At 64.4% G+C, this 19,993-nt stretch carries 13 protein-coding genes; 9 read left to right on the top strand and 4 right to left on the bottom strand.

Features of this window, described 5'->3' with window-relative positions:
• The first annotated feature begins 90 nt into the window (after positions 1–90).
• The 6 genes from AB6N07_RS05760 (at position 91) to AB6N07_RS05735 (ending at position 7,513) form a co-directional block, all read left to right on the top strand.
• Positions 91–1,119, top strand: a complete 1,029-nt coding sequence (locus AB6N07_RS05760; protein ID WP_370676852.1) for a peptidoglycan -binding protein — start codon at positions 91–93, stop codon at positions 1,117–1,119.
• Positions 1,120–1,270: 151 nt separating this feature from the next.
• Positions 1,271–2,617, top strand: a complete 1,347-nt coding sequence (glmM, locus tag AB6N07_RS05755; protein WP_370676851.1) for a phosphoglucosamine mutase — start codon at positions 1,271–1,273, stop codon at positions 2,615–2,617.
• Between the two features lie 218 nt (positions 2,618–2,835).
• Positions 2,836–3,669: an outer membrane protein gene (locus AB6N07_RS05750; protein WP_370676850.1), complete on the top strand. Its 834-nt coding sequence runs from the start codon at positions 2,836–2,838 to the stop codon at positions 3,667–3,669.
• Positions 3,670–3,851: 182 nt separating this feature from the next.
• On the top strand, positions 3,852–5,027 hold the full coding sequence (locus AB6N07_RS05745; RefSeq protein WP_370676849.1) for a phosphoserine transaminase: 1,176 nt from the start codon (positions 3,852–3,854) through the stop codon (positions 5,025–5,027).
• Between the two features lie 195 nt (positions 5,028–5,222).
• On the top strand, positions 5,223–6,809 hold the full coding sequence (gene serA / locus AB6N07_RS05740; RefSeq protein ID WP_370676848.1) for a phosphoglycerate dehydrogenase: 1,587 nt from the start codon (positions 5,223–5,225) through the stop codon (positions 6,807–6,809).
• Positions 6,810–6,952: 143 nt separating this feature from the next.
• Positions 6,953–7,513, top strand: coding sequence for an NADPH-dependent FMN reductase (locus AB6N07_RS05735; protein WP_370676847.1), 561 nt, complete (start codon positions 6,953–6,955; stop codon positions 7,511–7,513).
• Positions 7,514–7,619: 106 nt separating this feature from the next.
• Here the strand turns inward: AB6N07_RS05735 and galU are convergent, their stop codons facing one another.
• The gene (gene galU / locus AB6N07_RS05730; protein WP_370676846.1) at positions 7,620–8,495 is read right to left on the bottom strand and encodes a UTP--glucose-1-phosphate uridylyltransferase GalU; all 876 of its coding nucleotides are present in this window, start codon (positions 8,493–8,495) and stop codon (positions 7,620–7,622) included.
• A gap of 243 nt (positions 8,496–8,738) precedes the next feature.
• Here galU and AB6N07_RS05725 point away from each other — a divergent pair, with 243 nt between their 5' ends.
• On the top strand, positions 8,739–10,010 hold the full coding sequence (locus AB6N07_RS05725; protein ID WP_370676845.1) for a lytic murein transglycosylase: 1,272 nt from the start codon (positions 8,739–8,741) through the stop codon (positions 10,008–10,010).
• Positions 10,011–10,057: 47 nt separating this feature from the next.
• Positions 10,058–11,191 carry a hypothetical protein gene (locus tag AB6N07_RS05720; RefSeq protein ID WP_370676844.1) on the top strand — a complete coding sequence of 378 codons (1,134 nt, stop codon included), beginning with the start codon at positions 10,058–10,060 and terminating at the stop codon, positions 11,189–11,191.
• 91 nt (positions 11,192–11,282) lie between these two features.
• Here the strand turns inward: AB6N07_RS05720 and AB6N07_RS05715 are convergent, their stop codons facing one another.
• Together AB6N07_RS05715 and gltB are read right to left on the bottom strand one after the other, a co-directional pair.
• A complete protein-coding gene (locus AB6N07_RS05715) occupies positions 11,283–12,701 on the bottom strand; it encodes a glutamate synthase subunit beta (protein ID WP_370676843.1) in 1,419 nt (472 codons plus the stop codon).
• Positions 12,702–12,835: 134 nt separating this feature from the next.
• Positions 12,836–17,560, bottom strand: a complete 4,725-nt coding sequence (gene gltB / locus AB6N07_RS05710; protein WP_370676842.1) for a glutamate synthase large subunit — start codon at positions 17,558–17,560, stop codon at positions 12,836–12,838.
• Positions 17,561–18,084: 524 nt separating this feature from the next.
• Here gltB and AB6N07_RS05705 point away from each other — a divergent pair.
• Positions 18,085–19,197, top strand: coding sequence for a low specificity L-threonine aldolase (locus AB6N07_RS05705; protein WP_370676841.1), 1,113 nt, complete (start codon positions 18,085–18,087; stop codon positions 19,195–19,197).
• Between the two features lie 115 nt (positions 19,198–19,312).
• On the opposite strand, the gene AB6N07_RS05700 is transcribed toward AB6N07_RS05705, so the two are convergent.
• Positions 19,313–19,774 (bottom strand): Hsp20 family protein, encoded by a 462-nt coding sequence (locus AB6N07_RS05700; RefSeq protein ID WP_370676840.1) that lies wholly within the window; start codon positions 19,772–19,774, stop codon positions 19,313–19,315.
• Between the last annotated feature and the right edge of the window lie 219 nt (positions 19,775–19,993).

Genomic DNA, 19,993 nt, shown 5'->3' with positions numbered 1-19,993 from the left:
GGGCGGTTTCCGTCCGGAATTGCCTGAAAGAGACGCGAAGCAGGAGGCCGCTCTAGACGGCTTTTGCTTCGATACGGAGATTGACCGACCATGGCCCTCGGACGCCGCAGGTTTTCGACCCAGCAGGACTACTGGCCGGCCTTTGTCGACATGCTCACCACGCTGGTGCTGTCGATCATCTTTCTGCTGTCGATCTTCTCTCTGGCCCAGTTCTTTCTGAGCCAGCAGATCACCGACAAGGACACCGTGCTCGGCCGTCTCAACGCCCAGATCGCCGAGTTGACCGAGCTCTTGGCCATGGAGCGCGCCTCCAACCGCGATTTGCAGGACAATGTGTCGCTCTTGGAATCGAACCTCAAGGACGCGCAGGCCGCCCGCGACAACCTCCAGGGCCTGATCGCCAACCAGTCCGGCGCCAACGACGCCGCCGATACCAAGATGCAGGCGCTCGCCTCCCAACTTTCGGACGAAAAGCGGGCCAGCCAGCGGGCGCTCGCCCAGGTCGAGCTGCTCAACCAGCAGATCTCGGCGCTACGGCGGCAGATCGCCGCCCTTGAGGATGCCCTCAACGCCTCCGAATCCCGCGACAAGGAAAGTTCGGCCAAGATCGCCGATCTCGGTAAGCGCCTCAACGTGGCACTGGCCCAGCGTGTTCAAGAACTTGCCCGCTATCGTTCCGACTTCTTCGGACGTCTTCGCGAGATCCTGTCGCAGCGCTCCGACATCCGTGTGGTCGGCGACCGCTTCGTCTTCCAATCGGAAGTGCTGTTCGATTCCGGCAACGACGAGGTCAATCCGGCCGGTCGCGGTGAACTCGACAAGCTGGCCGACGCATTATTGCAGCTCGAAGGACAGATCCCGCCCGAGATCGCCTGGGTTCTACGCGTTGATGGCCATACCGATGCCCGGCCGATGTCCGGCAACGGTCGCTTCCGCGACAACTGGGAGCTTTCGTCGGCGCGCGCCATATCGGTGGTCAAGTATCTGATCAGCAAGGGTATCTCGCCCAATCACCTGGTGGCCGCCGGTTTCGGCGAATTCCAGCCGCTGGAAGAGGGCGACAGCGACGAGGTCAACGCCAAGAACCGCCGTATCGAGCTGAAGCTGACCGAGCGCTGATCGGTTTCAGCCTGTTCCTCAGGACGCCAAGCCGTAACAGTCGTTCACAATTTTTGACTCTTTCCCGTTCACCGGCCATTTATCATCCAGACCGCAGAAAAGAATGAAGCGCCTGGGTCGGCGCCATACGAGGAAAGCGCGGACGAACGACATGGCACGCAGATTTTTCGGAACCGACGGCATCCGCGGCACGGCCAACAGCTGGCCCATTACCCCGGAAATCGCCCTCAAGGTCGGCATGGCCGCCGGCCTCGCCTTCCATCGCGGCGACCATCGCCACCGTGTCGTCATCGGCAAGGACACCCGCCTCTCCGGCTACATGATCGAGCCGGCGCTGACCGCCGGCTTCACCGCCGTCGGCGTCGATGTCTTCCTGACCGGCCCGGTGCCGACGCCGGCCGTCGCCATGCTGACGCGGTCCCTCAGGGCCGACCTCGGCGTGATGATCTCCGCCTCGCACAATCCTTTTGCCGACAACGGCATCAAGCTGTTCGGCCCCGATGGCTACAAGCTGTCCGACGAGGTCGAGCTGGCGATCGAGGACATGCTGGACAGCGACTTCTCCGGCCGTCTCGCCGCCCCCGCCGATCTCGGTCGCGCCAAGCGCGTCGACGGCGAGCGCGCCCGCTATGTGGAATCGGCCAAGCGGACCCTTTCCCGCCACATCTCCTTCGAAGGTCTCCGCGTGGTGGTCGACTGCGCCAACGGCGCTGCCTACAAGGTGGCCCCGGAAGTGCTGTGGGAACTCGGCGCCGAAGTCGTAACGCTCGGCGTCGATCCCAACGGCCTCAACATCAACCGCGACTGCGGCTCGACCAGCCTTGCCTCCATTACCGAGAAGGTGCGCGAGGTCAGGGCCGATATCGGCATCGCCCTCGATGGCGACGCCGACCGCGTCATCATCATCGACGAGAAGGGACAGGTGGTCGATGGCGACCAGCTGATGGCCGTCGTCGCCGCCTCCTTCCAGGAAGACGGACGCCTCGCACGGCCTGGCATCGTCGCCACCGTCATGTCCAATCTCGGCCTGGAACGCTATCTCCAGGGTATTGGCCTTGAACTCGTCCGCACCAAGGTCGGCGACCGCTACGTGGTCGAGGCGATGCGGTCCGGCGGCTACAACGTCGGCGGCGAACAGTCCGGCCACATCGTGCTCTCCGATTACGCCACCACCGGCGACGGCCTGGTCGCCGCCCTGCAAGTGCTGGCCGTCGTCAAGCGCTCCGGCAAGCCGGTGAGCGAGGTCTGCCACCGCTTCGATCCGGTGCCGCAGCTGCTGAGGAATGTCCGCGTCAAGGGCGGCAAGCCGCTCGACAACGAGAGCGTCAAGGCGGCGATCGTTGCCGCCGAGAGCCGGCTCGGCGCTGGCGGCCGCATTCTTGTCCGCGCCTCCGGCACCGAGCCGCTGATTCGCGTCATGGGAGAAGGCGACAACGCCGATCTGGTCGACGCGGCGGTCGGTGACATCGTCGAGGCGATCGGCAACGCCGCTATCTGAGGTTACAGAGCTTCTTGAAACTCGCCCTGGCCCGCATCGCGTCGCCGGGGCATTTTTTATTGGCTGGAAACCCGCCGATTGATCGGTTTTACCAATCATCAAGGTTAAGGGACGTGGTTAAGTCACAATTAACCGACTTGCCCTAATAATCGATCCGAAAGCGATGATGATCGGCGGCTCGCCGCCTCGCGATCATGCTTGTTCGGAAGGATCGAACCATGCGCAGTCTCACAATGAACCTCTCTCTGGCCGTGGCTGCGACATTCGGCCTCGCGGCTTTCTCCGGTGTCGCCCGCGCCGCCGATATGCCGGTGGAATATCCGCCGGTCATCGAGGCGCCCGAACCGATGCCGCTGCCGGCTGTCGGCGGCTGGTATCTCCGCGGCGACATCGGCTACAAACTTTATCAGGCCCCTAAGGGCATTTTGAGCGACCGTACCTGGGGCAGCTTCGGCAACAACGGCGAACTTGGTAGCGAAAAGATGGGGGGCGCCGCTGATGTCGGCGTCGGCGTCGGCTACAAGTTCAACGACTATCTCCGCACCGACCTGACGCTCGACTATGAGACGCCGGCCAAATTCAAGGGCTCGGCCTTCTGTCAGGACCCAAGTGTAGGATGCCCGATGGCACCGAGCGGCAGATGGGAAGACTCCGAGCGCGCCAAGATCACCGCCTATAGCGCGCTGGCCAACGTCTACGCCGACCTCGGCGACTTCCATGGCCTGAAGCCATATCTCGGCGCCGGCGCCGGCGCTTCCTATCTCAAGACCAGCGACGTCAAATCCAGCGCTCAGGACGGCTTTAGCGGCAATTATCCCAAGGGCGAGGGCAAGTGGAACTTCGCCTGGGCGCTAATGGCCGGTGTCGAGTATCCCCTCAGCGATCGCCTCAGCCTCGATCTGGGCTACCGCTACCTCAACCTCGGCGACGCGGAGACGGGTTCGGTAACTGAGCGGCTGTCAGATGGGTCCGCGGGCAAGACCACCAAAATCAACTACGAGGGCATCGCCGCCCACGAGGTGCGCCTTGGCCTGCGCTATTATCTCAACTGAGAATTAGCCTGCTTTAACTTCGGACAGCGGCGGGAAGACTTCGGTCTTCCCGCCGTTTGTCTTTTGGCAACACCTTTGGTCGAACTGCTTTCACCCGACTTGACGGCGCGCGGCCTTTCCGATAGCTCAGGCGGCGGGACACTCCTCCCCACCGAGGAGCACCTATCTGAGAGGATAGTTACATGACTGACGCCACTGCCGCGCCGGCTTTGAAGCCGGCTAATCCCCGCTTTTCCTCCGGCCCCTGCGCCAAGCGCCCAGGATGGACCGTCGAGGCACTCAAGGGGGCGCCGGTCGGCCGCTCCCATCGCGCCAAAATCGGCAAGACCAAGCTCGCTGAGGCGATCGACATCACCCGCAAGGTGCTGCGCGTTCCCGCCGATTATCGCATCGGCATCGTACCGGCTTCCGATACCGGCGCCGTCGAGATGGCGCTGTGGTCGCTGCTCGGTGCTCGTCCGGTCGACATGCTGGCCTGGGAGTCCTTCGGCTCCGGCTGGGTGACGGATGTCGTCAAGCAGCTGAAACTCGACGCCCGTGTCTTCGAGGCGCCTTATGGCGACATCGTCGACTTCGCCAAGGTCGATTTTAACCGCGACGTGGTGTTCACCTGGAACGGCACCACTTCCGGCGTGCGCGTTCCCAACGGCGACGCGATCCCGGCCGATCGCCAGGGCCTCACCATTTGCGACGCCACCTCCGCCGCTTTCGCTCAAGTCCTGCCGTTCGACAAGCTCGACGTCGTCACCTTCTCCTGGCAGAAGGTTCTGGGCGGCGAAGGCGGTCACGGCATGCTGATCCTGTCACCGCGCGCCGTCGAGCGGCTTGAGAGCTACAAGCCGGCCTGGCCACTGCCGAAGATTTTCCGCCTCACCTCCGGCGGCAAGCTGATCGAAGGAATCTTCAAGGGCGACACCATCAACACGCCCTCCATGATCTGCGTCGAGGACTATATCGATGCGCTGAAGTGGGCCGACGCCATCGGCGGCCTTGAAGCGCTGGTCGGCCGCGCCGATGCCAACACCAAGGCCATTGCCGACTGGGTCGCCAAGACGCCGTCGGTCGCCTTCCTGGCCAAGACCGAAGCGATCCGCTCCAACACCTCGGTCTGCCTGAGCTTCGTCCACCCGCAAGTCGCTGCCCTCGACATCGAGGGCCAGCAGGCTTTCGTCAAGACGCTGACCGGCCTCCTCGAGAAGGAAGGCGTCGCCTTCGACATCGCCTCCTACCGTGACGCCCCTCCGGGCCTCAGGATATGGTGTGGTGCCACCGTCGAGACCGCCGACGTTGCCGGCCTGACGCCATGGATCGACTGGGCCTTCGCCAAGGCGCTGGCCGGGCTTTCCAAGGCCGCCTGACAGTCGATCCGACAAGCGCTTTCGGAAAGAGGGTGCGCCGCCGCACCCTCTCCTCCCCTTCCCGCCAAGCGGGACGGGAAACCAATCTTCAGCCGCAGTGACATTCCATCCGGCGCCACCGGTCTCTTCCGCTCACCCTTCCAACCCGAAGGGACCGGAGAAGGTGCGAGGCGCCACCCAACCAGGATGACTCCCATGGCTCCTCGCGTTCTCATTTCCGACAAGCTGTCCGCCACCGCCGTTCAGATCTTCAAGGATCACGGCGTCGAAGTCGACTACCAGCCCGATCTCGGCAAGGACAAGGACAAGCTGGCCGAGATCATCGGCAACTATGACGGCCTCGCCATCCGCTCCACCACCAAGGTCACGGAAAAGCTGCTCGCCAGCGCCAAGAACCTCAGGGTGATCGGCCGCGCCGGCATCGGCGTCGACAACGTCGACGTGCCCGCCGCCACGGCGCGCGGCGTCATCGTCATGAACACGCCGTTCGGCAACTCGATCACCACCGCCGAGCACGCCATCGCCTTGATGTTCGCGCTGGCCCGCGAGCTTCCCGAGGCCAATGCCTCCACGCATGCCGGCAAGTGGGAAAAGAACCGCTTCATGGGCGTCGAGCTGACCAACAAGACGCTCGGCGTCATCGGCTGCGGCAACATCGGCTCGATCGTCGCCGACCGCGCCGTCGGCCTGAAGATGCGCGTCATCGCCTACGACCCGTTCCTGTCGGCCGAGCGCGCCATCGAACTCGGCGTCGAGAAGGTGGAACTCGATGATCTGTTCCGCCGCGCCGACTTCATCACGCTGCATGTGCCGCTGATCGAGAAGACGCGCAACATCATCGACATCTCCGCCATCCTGAAGATGAAGAAGGGCGTGCGCATCATCAACTGCGCCCGTGGCGGCCTGATCGTCGAGGCCGACCTCAAGGCAGCGCTCGATTCCGGCCATGTCGCCGGCGCCGCCCTCGACGTGTTCGAGACCGAGCCGGCTACCGCCCACCCGCTGTTCGGCCACCCGAACGTGGTCTGTACGCCGCATCTCGGCGCCTCCACCACGGAAGCGCAGGAGAATGTCGCTCTGCAGGTCGCCGAACAGATGTCCGACTACCTGATGAAGGGCGCCGTCGTGAACGCCCTCAACATGCCGTCGATCACCGCCGAGGAGGCGCCGCGCCTGACGCCGTTCGTCAAGCTCGCCGAGCTCCTGGGCTCGTTTGCCGGCCAGCTCACCGAGACCGGCCTGAAGGCGATCCGCATCGAATACGAAGGCGAAGTGGCCGGCATGAACATCCGCGCGCTCTCCGCCGCGGCGATCACCGGCGTGCTGAAGCCGCTGCTGCAGTCGGTCAACATGGTGTCGGCGCCGGTGATGGCCAAGGAGCGCGGCATCGCCGTGGCGGAAGTGCGCAACAACGCCTCGGCCAACTTCGAAAGCCTGATCCGCCTGACGCTGACCACCGACCGCCAGGAGCGTTCGATCGCCGGCACCGTGTTCGCCGACGGTCATCCGCGCATCGTCGAGATCAAGGGCATCAAGATGGACGCCGAGTTCGCGCCGTCGATGATCTACGTTACCAACGAGGACAAGCCGGGCTTCATCGGCAAGTTCGCCGGCCTTCTGGGCGACGCCGGCATCAACATCGCCACCTTCGCCCTCGGCCGCCTCGAACAGGGCGCCGATGCCATCTGCCTCGTTGAGGTGGACGGCGATGTGCCGGCCGACGTGCTCGACAAGGTCAAGGCCATGCCGGTGGTCCGCCAGGTAAAGGCGCTGAAGTTCTGATAGGCTCCATCATCGACAGCTGACAACAAGGGCGTCCCTCGGGGCGCCCTTCGCTATTTCTGAATGCCGGAGCTGCGGCCTTTGACTGGACCGCCGAACGGCGATCTATTGCGAGTGCCTATGAGTGGCGATAGATTCGGCCAATGAAGATACTGGCAATCTCCGGCAGTGCCCGCCACGCCTCAACCAACACGGCATTGTTGAGAGCGTTGCAGGCAATCGCCCCTGAGGACATCACTCTGGACGTTTTCAATGGGGTGGGCGATTTACCCGTCTTCTCGCCCGATTTGGAAGGCTCGAATTTGCCCGACAGCGTTGGGGCTTTCTTGGCGATGGTTTCTCAAAGCGACGGGCTTCTCATATCGAGCCCCGAATATGTCCGCAGTATTCCCGGCGGTTTGAAGAACGCCATCGATTGGCTGGTGTCCGGCGATCAGGTGGTCGGCAAGCCGATCGCGCTGGTACATGCATCCCACCGGGGAGACGACATGCTGTCGATCTTGCGAACCGTGCTGTCGACCATAAGCTCCAATTTCAACCGCGACCTTTTCTTTCGTCTTCCCGTGATGAAGGAAACGCCGGACGCGATCCTGGAAACTGTGAAAGCCCCGGCTAATCGGCACCTCGCCGAGCAGTTCCTGCGCGATTTCGCATTCTTCTGCCGAAACCACGGAGACAGCGGGCCTAACTCCGTCACACTATAGATTGGAAGCCTTGGGGCCGGAGGCCGCTGGCGATTGAGGCCCAGACAAAAAGAAGCCGCCCGAAGGCGGCCTCCAATATTCGACATCGTCCGTGAACCGTTCGGGATCAACCCAAAACCGACTTCAGCTCGTTGACGATATTCGGATCAATGTCCGTGCGCTCGCTGCCGTAGGCGATGTTGGCCTTGAGGAAGCCGAGCTTGGTGCCGGTATCAAAGGTGGTGCCACGGAAGCGCACGCCGCAGAAAGCCTGTTCCTTGGCAAGGCGCAGCATGGAATCGGTGAGCTGGATCTCGCCGCCGGCGCCCTTCTCCTGGTTGCTCAGGAGCTCGAAGATGCGCGGCTGCAGGATATAGCGGCCGGAAATGTAGAAGTTGGACGGCGCATCGGCCGGCTTGGGCTTCTCGACCATGTCGGTGACTTCGAACACGTCGGGGGCCAGCGTGTTGCCGAGGGCGACGATGCCGTAGGACGACGTCTGGGCCGGATCGCATTCCTCGAGGCTGACGATATTGCCACCGCTGACCTGATAAGCATCGACCATGCTCTTCAGGCACGGCGTGGAGTGCTTCATCAGCATATCCGGCAACAGCACCGCGAAAGGTTCGTCGCCGACGATATCGCGGGCGCACCAGACGGCGTGGCCGAGACCGAGCGGCTCCTGCTGGCGGGTGAATGAGGTGGTTCCGGCGGCCGGGCGCTCGGCACGCAGCTCTTCGAGCGCCGCCGTCTTGTTGCGGGCGATCAGTGTCGCCTCGAGCTCAAAAGCGAGGTCGAAGTGATTCTCGATCACTTCCTTGCCACGGCCAGTGACGAAAATGAAATGCTCGATGCCGGCCGCCTTGGCCTCGTCGACAACATATTGGAGCGCCGGCCGGTCAACGACAGTCATCATCTCCTTGGGCACGGCCTTGGTGGCCGGAAGGAAACGAGTGCCGAGGCCAGCGACGGGGAAAACGGCTTTACGAATACGTTTGGACATGAAGTACTCCTGAGCGGCAATTCTGGCGACGGTCCGGACGTCTGGGCGTCTGCCGCGTGGGCGGGACCATCAATAGCGGAAAAATGTTTAATTTTGGAATCGTGGGGTCGGTTGAATAAATTCCTTTGCGAACGGTCCGAAAGCCGAACAGCCGAGGACGAAACACTAAGGAATTTAACCGATCGTTTACCACAAGTCTCGTCTCTGGAAAGACATTTCGGGCAGGAAAAAGGAGCGTCAGCCATGCGGAACATGTCACGGATCATCCGGTGCACCGCCGCCCTGTCGCTTGCCGCCCTGCTTGGCGCCTGCGCCATCCTCGGCAACGATTTCGCATCCTCCAATGAGCCCGGCCTGCCGCCGCTCGCCGATGGTCCGATACCACCAGCCTTCACGGCCTTCGTCGAAAGCCAGTGGCCGGCCGCCGAGGCGCGCGGCGTATCGCGCGCCACCTTCGTCGCCGCCTTCCTTGGTGTCGGCCCCGATGATGACGTGTTGACCAAGGCGACGAGCCAGCCGGAATTCTCCCGCGCCATCTGGGACTATCTCGACGACATGGCGGCGGAAAGCCGCATCGCCACCGGACGCGACGTGCTGGTGCGCTACCGCTCGCTGCTCGACCGCGTCGAGGCGACCTATGGCGTCAATCGCGAGGTGGTCGTTGCCATCTGGGGCATGGAGAGCACCTACGGCGCCATCCTCCGCGATCCCACCAAGGCGAAGAACGTCGTGCGGGCGCTCGCCACGCTCGGCTGGCGCGGCGGCTCGCGTTCCGCCTATGGCCGCCAGCAGCTCAACGCCGTTCTGCGCATCCTCGAGCACCACGACGTCGACGCCCGCCACATGGTCGGCTCCTGGGCCGGGGCCATGGGCCAGACGCAGTTCATCCCCACCACCTATCTTGGCTACGCCGTAGACTTCGACGGCGACGGCCGCCGCGACATCTGGTCCTCGGTGCCGGACGCGCTCGCCTCCACCGCCAATTATCTGCAGAAATCCGGTTGGCAGGCCGGTGCTACCTGGGGCTACGAGGTGATCCTGCCGCCGGGCTTCGACACGTCGCTGGAAGGACGGTCGGCATCGCTCGCCGATTGGACGGCGCGCGGCTTCACCCGCGCCACCGGTGGCGCTTTCCCGCGCCCCGGCGATCAGGCCACCTTGCTGCTGCCGGCCGGCCCCGGCGGCCCGGCCTTCCTCACCTTGCGGAACTTCCAGGCGATCAAGCGCTACAACAACGCCAATGCCTACGCCCTCGGCGTCGGCCATCTCGCCGACCGCATCGCCGGCGGCGGTCCGTTCGTCACGCCCTGGCCGCGCGGTTACACGCCGCTCGACGAGGCCGGCCGCGCCGAGGTGCAGGCGCGTCTCAGGGCGATCGGATTCCCTCTCGACAAGATCGATGGTAAGGTCGGTCCTCAAACCGTCGCCGCCATCCGCGCCTATGAGGCGCAACGCGGCCTCGCCGTCACCGGCAATGCGTCGCTCGAACTGCTGGCGCTGCTGCGGGGCGGCTGAAGCCGGCCGGATGGGCCGAAAGCGACGCGTGTCGGGAGGCTCGTCCTATGCCGCTCCGCCGGGCAAAAGCCCTGACGGTCGTTGTCGCCGCCGCGCTGATCGTGGCGGGGCTGCCGTCGTACGCCCAGCAGCGGATCATCGTGCAACGGGGGACACAGACGGAGGTCGTCGAGCCACAACCCGACAATCGTCCGTTCCTGATGCGCCTGTTCGGCATTGGCCGGCCGGAACCGGTCGCGCCGGTCGCGCCTCGGGCTCGAATCATCAAGGTGCCACCCGCCGGCCAGCACAAGGCCACGACGGCGGCGGCGCCGGCCATCGTCGTCAAACCGCAGAACCCCAAACAGGACGACGCGCGTGTCGTCCTGGTGATCGGCGACCAACTGGCCGCCGACCTTGGCCGCGGCCTCGACGTCGCCTTTGCCGACCGGCCGGACATTCGCATCGAGACCAAGACCATCGACGATGCCGGCCTCGCCTCGACGGGCGATATCGACTGGAAGGCCTTCTTGGAAACGCGTCTCTCGGACAAGCCGCGACCCGCCGCCGTCGTTGCCATGATCGGCCGCGCCGACGGCCGGCCGATCGAACTTCCCGACCGGGTGGTCAACTTTCCCTCGGCCGATTGGGAAACCATCTACAAGGCGCGACTCAACGAACTGATGCGCGTGTCGCGCGAGCATGCCGTGCCCTTCCAATGGGTCGGCCTTGTGCCGGTCGCCAGTGCGCCGGACACCAACGACGTCACCTATATCGACGGCGTCATCCGCGACGAGGCGAGCGAGAAGGGGGCAACCTATGTCGATGTCTGGGAGCCCTTCTCGCAGAGCGGCGCCTTCGTGGCGAGCGGCCCCGACCTCGACGGGCAGGTGCGGCAGTTGCGCCTGAAGGATGGCATAGGCTTTACCCGCTCCGGCGCCCGCAAGCTGGCCTTCTACGTCCAGCAGAGCCTTGCTGGCGCCCTCGACGTCACCGCTCCCACGGCAAACCTGATGCGACAGGTGTCGGGCGGCGGGCTGGTGATGCTCTTGAACGATCCCAGTGCCGCCGGTGAGGATCGTTTGATCACCGCCGCCGACATCGCGCCGCCGAAACCCGGCACCGCCCTCCATCGTCTCGTCGTCGAGGGGCTGCCGCTCGATCCGGTGCCCGGTCGATACGATGCCACCGCGCTGAGGTAATGGGGACAACGAGCCTTCTCTATGCCTGAACATGACAACGGCCGGGCTTCCTCACGGAACCCGGCCGCTCGATTGTTGTCCTATCTCTCGCTCAGCGCGGTAGCACGGAGACGCCCATCATGAACTCGTCGATGGCGCGCGCTGCCTGCCGGCCCTCGCGGATCGCCCAGACGACGAGGCTCTGACCGCGCCGCATATCGCCGGCCGCGAACACCTTGTCGACCGAGGTGCGGTAATCGACCTCGGTGGCCTTGACGTTGCCGCGACCGTCCTTGTCGACGCCGAGCTCGTTGATCATGCCTTCATGCACCGGATGCACGAAGCCCATGGCGAACAGCACCAGGTCGGCATCGATGGTGAATTCCGTGCCGGGAACCGGCTGGAACTTGGCATCGACCTTGACGCAATGCACCTTGTTGACGACGCCGTTCTGGCCCTCGAAGGCGGTGGCAGTGACGCCGAACAGGCGCTCGGCTCCTTCCTCATGGCTCGACGAGGTCCTGAGCTTCAGCGGCCAGTTCGGCCAGGTCGTGAGCTTGTCTTCCTTCTCCGGCGGCTTCGGCATGATTTCCAGCTGCACGACGGCGGTGGCACCCTGGCGATTCGAGGTGCCGATGCAGTCCGAACCAGTGTCGCCGCCGCCGATGACGACGACGCGCTTGCCCAGAGCCGAGATCGGGTCGACGGAGCCGAGCGGCTCGCCGCCGACGCGGCGGTTCTGCTGCGGCAGGAACTCCATGGCGAAGTGAACGCCCCGCAGCTCACGGCCCGGCACCGGCAGGTCGCGCGACTTTTCCGAGCCGCCGGCCAGCAGTACGGCGTCATACTCGGCCTTGAGGTCCTCGACCTTCACGTCGACGCCGACGTTGACGTTGAAGTGGAAGACGACGCCTTCCGAGACCATCTGCTGCACGCGCCGCTCGACGATGTGCTTGTCGAGCTTGAAGTCGGGAATGCCGTAGCGGAGAAGGCCGCCGGCACGGGCATTCTTCTCGTAGACGTGCACGTCATGGCCGGCGCGAGCGAGCTGCTGGGCGGCGGCGAGACCCGCCGGGCCCGAACCGATCACCGCCACCTTCTTGCCGGTCTTGACCTTGGCGATCTCCGGCTGCACGCGGCCATCCTTCCACGCCCGCTCGGCAATGGTGTACTCGATCTGCTTGATTGTCACCGGGGTGTCGAACAGGTTCAGCGTGCAGGCCGCCTCGCAGGGAGCCGGGCAGACGCGACCGGTGAACTCCGGGAAGTTGTTGGTCGAGTGGAGATTGCGAGCGGCCGTCTCCCAGTCGCCGTTGTAGACGAGGTCGTTCCAGTCCGGGATCTGGTTGTTCACCGGACAGCCGCGGTGGCAGTAGGGAACGCCGCACTCCATGCAGCGGGCACCCTGGGTCTGCATGTCGCTTTCCAGCGGCGGAACAGTGAATTCGTTGTAGTGGCGAACGCGGTCGTCCACCTTCTGGTACTTGAGCTCCTGACGCTCGAACTCAAGGAAGCCGGTAGCCTTGCCCATCTTTCACTCCGTCTCGTCTGTATGGGTCCGGCCGCTGTTTCGCGGGCGCTTCCATTGGCGCCACTCGCGAGGCGAGCTTGAGGACCCTTTTCTGTCTCGGTGGGGCGGGACGGCCCGAAGGCCGCCCCTCACGGTTACTCGGCGGCGAGGCGGCTCGCCGTCATGGCTTCCAGCGCCTTGCGATACTCGGTCGGCATCACCTTGATGAACTTGCCGCGCCATGCGGCCCAGTCATCCAGGATCGCCTTGGCGCGCGGCGAGCCGGTCCAGGCGTGGTGCCGCTCGATCAGCGCCCTGAGGCGTTCGCAGTCGTGACGCGTCATGTCGCCACGAATGTCGACCTTGCCGTCGGCACCAACCGGTAGCGCCAGCTCGTCTTCGATCATCTCCTCGAACTCGACCATCGACATGTTGCAGCGCTTGCTGAAGCTGCCGTCTTCATCGAGCACATAGGCGATGCCGCCGGACATGCCGGCCGCGAAGTTGCGACCGGTGCTGCCAAGCACGACGACAATGCCACCGGTCATGTATTCGCAGCCGTGGTCACCCACGCCCTCGACAACGGCGATGGCACCGGAGTTGCGCACCGCGAACCGCTCACCGGCGACACCGCGGAAGTAGCACTCGCCGGCGATGGCGCCGTAAAGCACGGTGTTGCCAACGATGATCGACTTCTCGGGCACAATCTTCGACTTCGGGTTCGGGCGCACCACGAGGCGGGCACCGGACAGACCCTTGCCAACATAGTCGTTGCCGTCGCCGATCAGGTCGAGCGTCAGGCCATGGGCACCCCAGGCGCCGAACGACTGGCCGGCGGTGCCGGTCAGCGTCACGCGGATGGTGTCGTCCGGCAGGCCGACGTGGCCATAGCGCTTGGCGATCTCGCCGGAGAGCATGGCGCCCACCGAGCGATTGACGTTGATGACCGCCGTCTCGATTTTCACCGGCTTGCCGCCTTCGAGCGCCGGCATCGCCTCGGCGATCAGCTTCCGGTCGAGGATGTCATCGATCGGATGCTTCTGCGAGGTGGTGTGACGCATCTCGGACGGATCCGCCTTCGGCAGGTAGAACAGGCGCGAGAAATCGAGGCCCTTGGCCTTCCAGTGCTCGATACCCGCCTGCTTGTCGAGAATGTCGGTGCGGCCGGTCAGCTCCTCGAGCTTGCGGAAGCCGAGCGCGGCGAGATAGCGGCGCACTTCCTCGGCGACGAAGAAGAAGTAGTTGATGACGTGTTCCGGCTGGCCGACGAAACGCTTCCTCAGCACCGGATCCTGGGTGGCGATGCCAACCGGGCAGGTGTTGAGATGGCACTTGCGCATCATCAGGCATCCGCTCGCGATCAGCGGCGCGGTGGCAAAGCCGAAGCCGTCGGCACCGAGCAGCGCGCCGACAATCACGTCACGGCCGGTGCGGACACCGCCATCGACCTGAAGTTCGACACGCGAACGAAGGCCGTTGATCACCAGCGTCTGCTGCGTCTCGGCAAGACCGATCTCCCACGGCGAACCCGCGTGCTTGATGGAGGTCAGCGGCGAAGCACCGGTGCCGCCTTCGAAGCCAGAGATGGTGATGTGATCGGCGCGTGCCTTGGCGACGCCGGCGGCAACTGTACCGACGCCGACTTCCGAGACCAGCTTCACCGACACTTCGCCGGTCGGGTTGACGTTCTTCAAGTCGAAGATCAGCTGCGCCAGATCCTCGATCGAGTAGATGTCATGGTGCGGCGGCGGCGAGATGAGCTGCACGCCGGGGGTCGCGTGGCGCACCTTGCCGATGACGGCGTCGACCTTGTGGCCGGGCAGCTGGCCGCCCTCGCCGGGCTTTGCACCCTGCGCCATCTTGATCTGCATCTGGTCGGAGTTGACCAGATATTCGGTGGTGACGCCGAACCGGCCCGAGGCGACCTGCTTGATCGCAGAACGCATGCTGTCGCCCGACGGCAGCGGCTGGAAGCGATCGGTTTCCTCGCCGCCCTCGCCGGTGTTCGAGCGTCCGCCGATCCGGTTCATGGCAATGGCGAGGTTGGTATGCGCCTCGCGGCTGATCGAACCGTAGCTCATGGCGCCGGTGGCGAACTTCCGGACGATATCCTTTGCCGGCTCAACTTCGTCGAGCGGCACCGGCGTCCGGCCGATCTCCTCGGCCGAGCGGATGCGGAACAGGCCGCGAATGGTCATTGCCTGCTCGGCCTGGGCGTTGATCGCCTCGGAGAATTCCTTCTGGAACTGCTCGAAGGAATTGGCGCGCACGGCGTGCTGCAGGCCGGCGATGACGCCCGCCGTCCAGACGTGCGCTTCGCCACGCATGCGCTGAGCATACTCGCCCCCCACTTCCAGCATGGTGGCGAGCGTCGGGTCGCCACCGAAGGCACGAGCGTGGCGGGCCACCGTTTCCTTGGCGATTTCATCGAGACCAACACCCTCGATGCGGGTCGCCGTGCCGAAGAAATACTTCTGCACGAAGCGCGACGACAGGCCGACGGCGTCGAAGATCTGGGCGCCGCAGTAGGACTGATAGGTCGAGATGCCCATCTTCGACATGATCTTCAGCAGACCCTTGCCGATCGACTTGGTGTAGCTATAGACGACCTTGTGCTCGTCCAGCCCCTTGGGCAGCTTGTCCTTCATGGCGATCAGCGTATCGAAGGCGAGATACGGGTTGATCGCCTCGGCGCCGTAGCCGGCAAGGCAGGCGAAGTGATGCACCTCGCGCGGCTCGCCCGATTCCACCACCAGACCGGCCTGGGTGCGGAGCCCCTTGCGGATGAGGTGATGGTGCACGGCCGCCGTGGCCAGCAGCGCCGGAATGCCGATGCGCTCGGCACCGACCATGCGGTCGGAGAGGATGATGATGTTGTAGACCTGACCAGCCGCCGACATGCGCACCGCCGCCTCGGCCTGGATGCAGATGGCCTCGAGGGCCGGCCGCATGCCGGAGGGACCGTTGGCCGCCGGATAGGTGATGTCGATGGTGATGGTCTTGAAGCCGGAGCCCTCGACGTTCTCGATCGACCGGATCTTCTCCAGGTCCTCGTTAGCCAGGATTGGCTGCCGCACCTCGAGGCGCTTCTGCGCGTCATCGCCGCCGCGATCGAACAAGTTCGGACGCGGGCCGATGAACGACACCAGGCTCATGACCAGCTCTTCGCGGATCGGGTCGATCGGCGGGTTGGTCACCTGGGCGAAGTTCTGCTTGAAGTAGGTGTAGAGCAGCTTCGACTTGGACGACAGCACCGAGATCGGCGTGTCGGTGCCCATCGAACCGGTTGCCTCCTGGCCGGTGATGGCCATTGGCGCCATCAGCACCTTGAGGTCTTCCTGGCTGTAGCCAAAGGCCTGCTGCAGGTCGAGGATGTTCTCGGCCGACTTGGGCGCACGGGCGCGCACCGCCGGCAGGTCCTCGAGAACCAGCTGGGTGTCGTGGATCAACTCGGCATAGGGCTGCGCCGTCGAGATCGTCTTCTTGATCTCGTCGTCGGAGATGATGCGGCCCTCGACAAGGTCGATCAGCAGCATCTTGCCCGGCTGCAGGCGCCACTTCTGGACAATCTTCTCTTCCGGAATCGGCAAGGTGCCACTCTCGGAGGCCAGGATCACCCGATCATCGTCGGTGACGACATAGCGAGCCGGACGCAGACCGTTGCGGTCGAGCGTCGCGCCGATCTGCCGACCGTCGGTGAAGGCAACGGCCGCCGGTCCGTCCCACGGCTCCATGATCGCAGCGTGATATTCATAGAAAGCCTTGCGCTCGGCATCCATGCTCTCGTTGCCGGCCCAAGCCTCGGGGATGAGCGTCATGACCGCGTGCGGCAGCGAGTAGCCGCCGCGCAGCAGGAACTCCAGCGCGTTGTCGAAGCAGGCGGTATCCGACTGGCCCTCGTAGGAGATCGGCCAGATCTTCTCGATATCCTCGCCGAACACCTTGGACGTGGTGGTCGCCTGGCGGGCGTACATCCAGTTGACGTTGCCGCGCAGCGTGTTGATCTCGCCGTTGTGGGCGACCATGCGGTAAGGATGGGCCAGCTTCCACGACGGGAAGGTGTTGGTGGAGAAGCGCTGGTGGACGAGCGCCAGCGCCGACTCAAACCGGACGTCCGACAGGTCGGGGTAGTAGCGCTTGACCTGATAGCTCAGGAACATACCCTTGTAGACGACGGTGCGCGAGGAGAACGACACCACATAGAAGGAATCCTGATCGCGCTTGGTGGCGCCATTCCAGTCGGCTTCGTAGACGTCGCCCGACAACACCTTGCGGGCGATGTAGAGCTTGCGCTCCAGCGCTTCCTGATCGGACGTTCCCGGCAGCATGACGAACAGCTGCCGATGCACCGGCTCGGTGGCCCTGACGCCATCGGACAAAGCTGAGTTATCGACCGGCACCGCGCGCCAGCCGAGGATGGCGAGTCCCTGGGCCTTGACCGACCGTTCGACGATCTCGAGGGCGCGGGTCCGCTCGGCCTCGTCCTGCGGCAGGAAGAACTGACCGACGCCATAGCGGCCGGCGTCCGGCAGCTCGAAGCCAAGCTTCGGACACTCTTCGGCGAAAAAGCGATGCGGGATCTGCACCAGAATGCCGGCGCCATCGCCCATCAACGGGTCGGCGCCGACGGCGCCGCGATGCTCGAGGTTCTCGAGCACGTAAAGGGCATCCGTCACGGTCTGGTGGCTCTTGCGGCCCTTGATGTCGGCGACGAAGCCGACGCCGCAGGCGTCATGCTCGTGCTGGGCGCTGTAGAGGCCCTCCGCCCCGGCTTTCGCACGAATAGCGGCGATATCATCGACCGGCGTGCGCGTGGCGCTCGTTGCGGCATTCGGCGCGGCAGGCACGAGGTGCGGCATCGATTCGTCGAGCGTCTTCATGGCGAAGTCCTCATCAGTATACCGGCGGACTATGGCCCGCCGAAGGGTGTCTCTTTCCGGACGCTTCCGCGCGAGGAGCGGGGTATTCCTTATATACCCGCTTATGACCCCGCTGTGGACCGTCCGTCCACTTAGGCGATGCCGTTCCAGCGCAGCGGCCGGACGACGCGACAGCGACAGCCGTCGTCCTCATCCCGTCAAACCGGAACAAGGAGACAGCTTCGATAGCCGTTTCGCCAGATGATCCCGAAGCTCACTCCTCCCCCGGAACCCTCCGTTTCGCGCTTTGCACTGGTTACCTCGGCGAGGCAAGCAAAAACCGCGACCCGTGGATCGGGAAAATGCACTGGTCGTCCTTTCCTCCGAAAAGCCGACCCGAGCCCCCGGATCTGCCCACTTGGAACCAAACTATCGCGGCCCCGAATGTGCGATGCGTTATTTGCATAACCTTGCGGTCCCGTCAACCATCCTGACCCATTATTTTGGGGGCGAAATCCGGATTGACGCCGGCATGAACGGCCTGCATGGGTGGTGCGCAAACTCGGCGGCTGTCGCCCGAGACTGAGAAGGCTAAACTCGGCTCCATGTACTTTGCCAGCGACAACTGGGCCGGCGCTTCGGCGCAAGTGGCCAATGCCCTCCTCAATGCCGGAAACGGCTCCGTTCCCGCCTATGGCGCCGACGACCAGACGCGCGTCGCCGTCGACTGGTTCTCGGAGGTGTTCGAGCACGACGTCTCCGTTTTCTTCGTCGCCACCGGCACGGCCGCCAATTCGCTGTCGCTCGCCTCGGTGATGAAGCCGGCCGGCATCGTGCTCTGCCATGACGTGGCGCATATCGCCTGCGACGAAGCCGGTGCGCCGGAGTTCCTATCGGGCGGCCGCCTCGTTACCATTCCCGGCGACCGCGGCAAATTGACGCCCGACGCGCTGGAAGCGGCGATCGGCCGCTATTTCCCCGCCGCCGTCCATCACGGTCGCCCGGTTGCCGTCTCCCTCAGCCAGTCGACCGAATGGGGCACCGTCTACACGGTGGAGGAAGTCACCGCGCTCGCCGCCGTCGCCCACGCCTATGGCCTGAAGGTCCATATGGATGGCGCCCGCCTTGCCAACGCGCTTGCCTTCCTCGGCTGCCAGCCGGCCGACATCACCTGGAAGGCCGGCGTCGACGTGTTGTCCTTCGGCGGCACCAAGAACGGCTGCTGGTGCGCCGAGGCCGTCGTCTTCTTCAACACCAAGAAGGCCGAGGATTTCGGCTATATCAGGAAGCGGGCCGGCCAGCTGTTTTCCAAGAGCCGTTTCGTCGCCGCCCAGTTCCAGGGCTATTTCGACCGTGGCCACTGGCTGGACAATGCCTTCCACGCCAACACCATGGCCAAGCGCCTCGCCACCGGCATCAGCCAACTCTCCACCGGTCGCATTCTCTGGGAGCCAGAAGCCAACGAAGTGTTCGCCATCTGGCCGAAGCCGGTCAGTGCCCGCCTCAAGGCGGCCGGCGCCCAGTTCTACGAGTGGAATCCCGAAGGCCTCGGCGACAGCGAGAAACCGGGCGCGGACGAGGATCTCGTCCGCCTCGTCACCTCGTTTGCCACCGCCGCGCACGAGGTCGACCACTTCCTGAAGGCGCTCGGCAAGTAGGACGGCCTGATTCGAAAAGCCAATATGCAAAAGGGCGTCCCTTACGGGGCGCCCTTCGTCATTGGATAGAGCGGCGAGCGAAGCGATCTCCGCTCGCCGGTGTCATCAGATCACATCAGTTGAGGGTCGTTTCAATCTGCGGGGCCTCGCCCTTGCCGATCGGAATCGTCCGCGCCCGCTTGCTCTCGGGAATATCGCGCACGAGATCGACGTGCAGGAGGCCGTGCTCCAGCGAGGCGCCCTTCACCTCGACATGATCGGCAAGCTGGAAGCGTCGCTCGAAGGCGCGGGCAGCGATGCCGCGATAAAGCATCTCATGGCCGCTGCCTTCGGTCTCGGGCTTCTTCTCGCCCTTGACCGTCAGGACGCCCTCGCGGGCCTCGATCGTCAGCTCGTCTTCGGAAAAGCCGGCGACGGCGATGGTGATGCGATAGTCATTCTCGCCGGTACGCTCGATGTTGTAGGGCGGATAGGACTGGGCCGACGCGTCGCTGGTCGACACCTGGTCGAGCAGCGTGAACAGGCGATCGAAGCCGATGGTCGAGCGATAGAGCGGGGAAAGGTCGAAATTACGCATGATGTCCTCCAGTTGAGCGACAGTCTTGGATTGGCCGACCGGCTTTCTGTTCCCCTCTGCGAGGCGAAACGTCCGGTCGCCGCGAACCCCATCAAGGGCGTCCGCGTTCCTTGATTTGGGGCGGCAAAAACGCTTTTCAAGAGGGGGACGACACCGCTTCAGCCCCTGCCGGCGATGGCGCGCGCCGCTTCCCTCGTGCTAGAAACGGCGCGGCGGCGA

It is taken from the genome of Pleomorphomonas sp. PLEO, assembly GCF_041320595.1.
In the GTDB taxonomy this organism is placed as follows: Bacteria; Pseudomonadota; Alphaproteobacteria; order Rhizobiales; family Pleomorphomonadaceae; genus Pleomorphomonas.
Note: the sequence above shows the minus strand (reverse complement) of the source record. Positions and strands in the feature narration are given on the sequence as shown.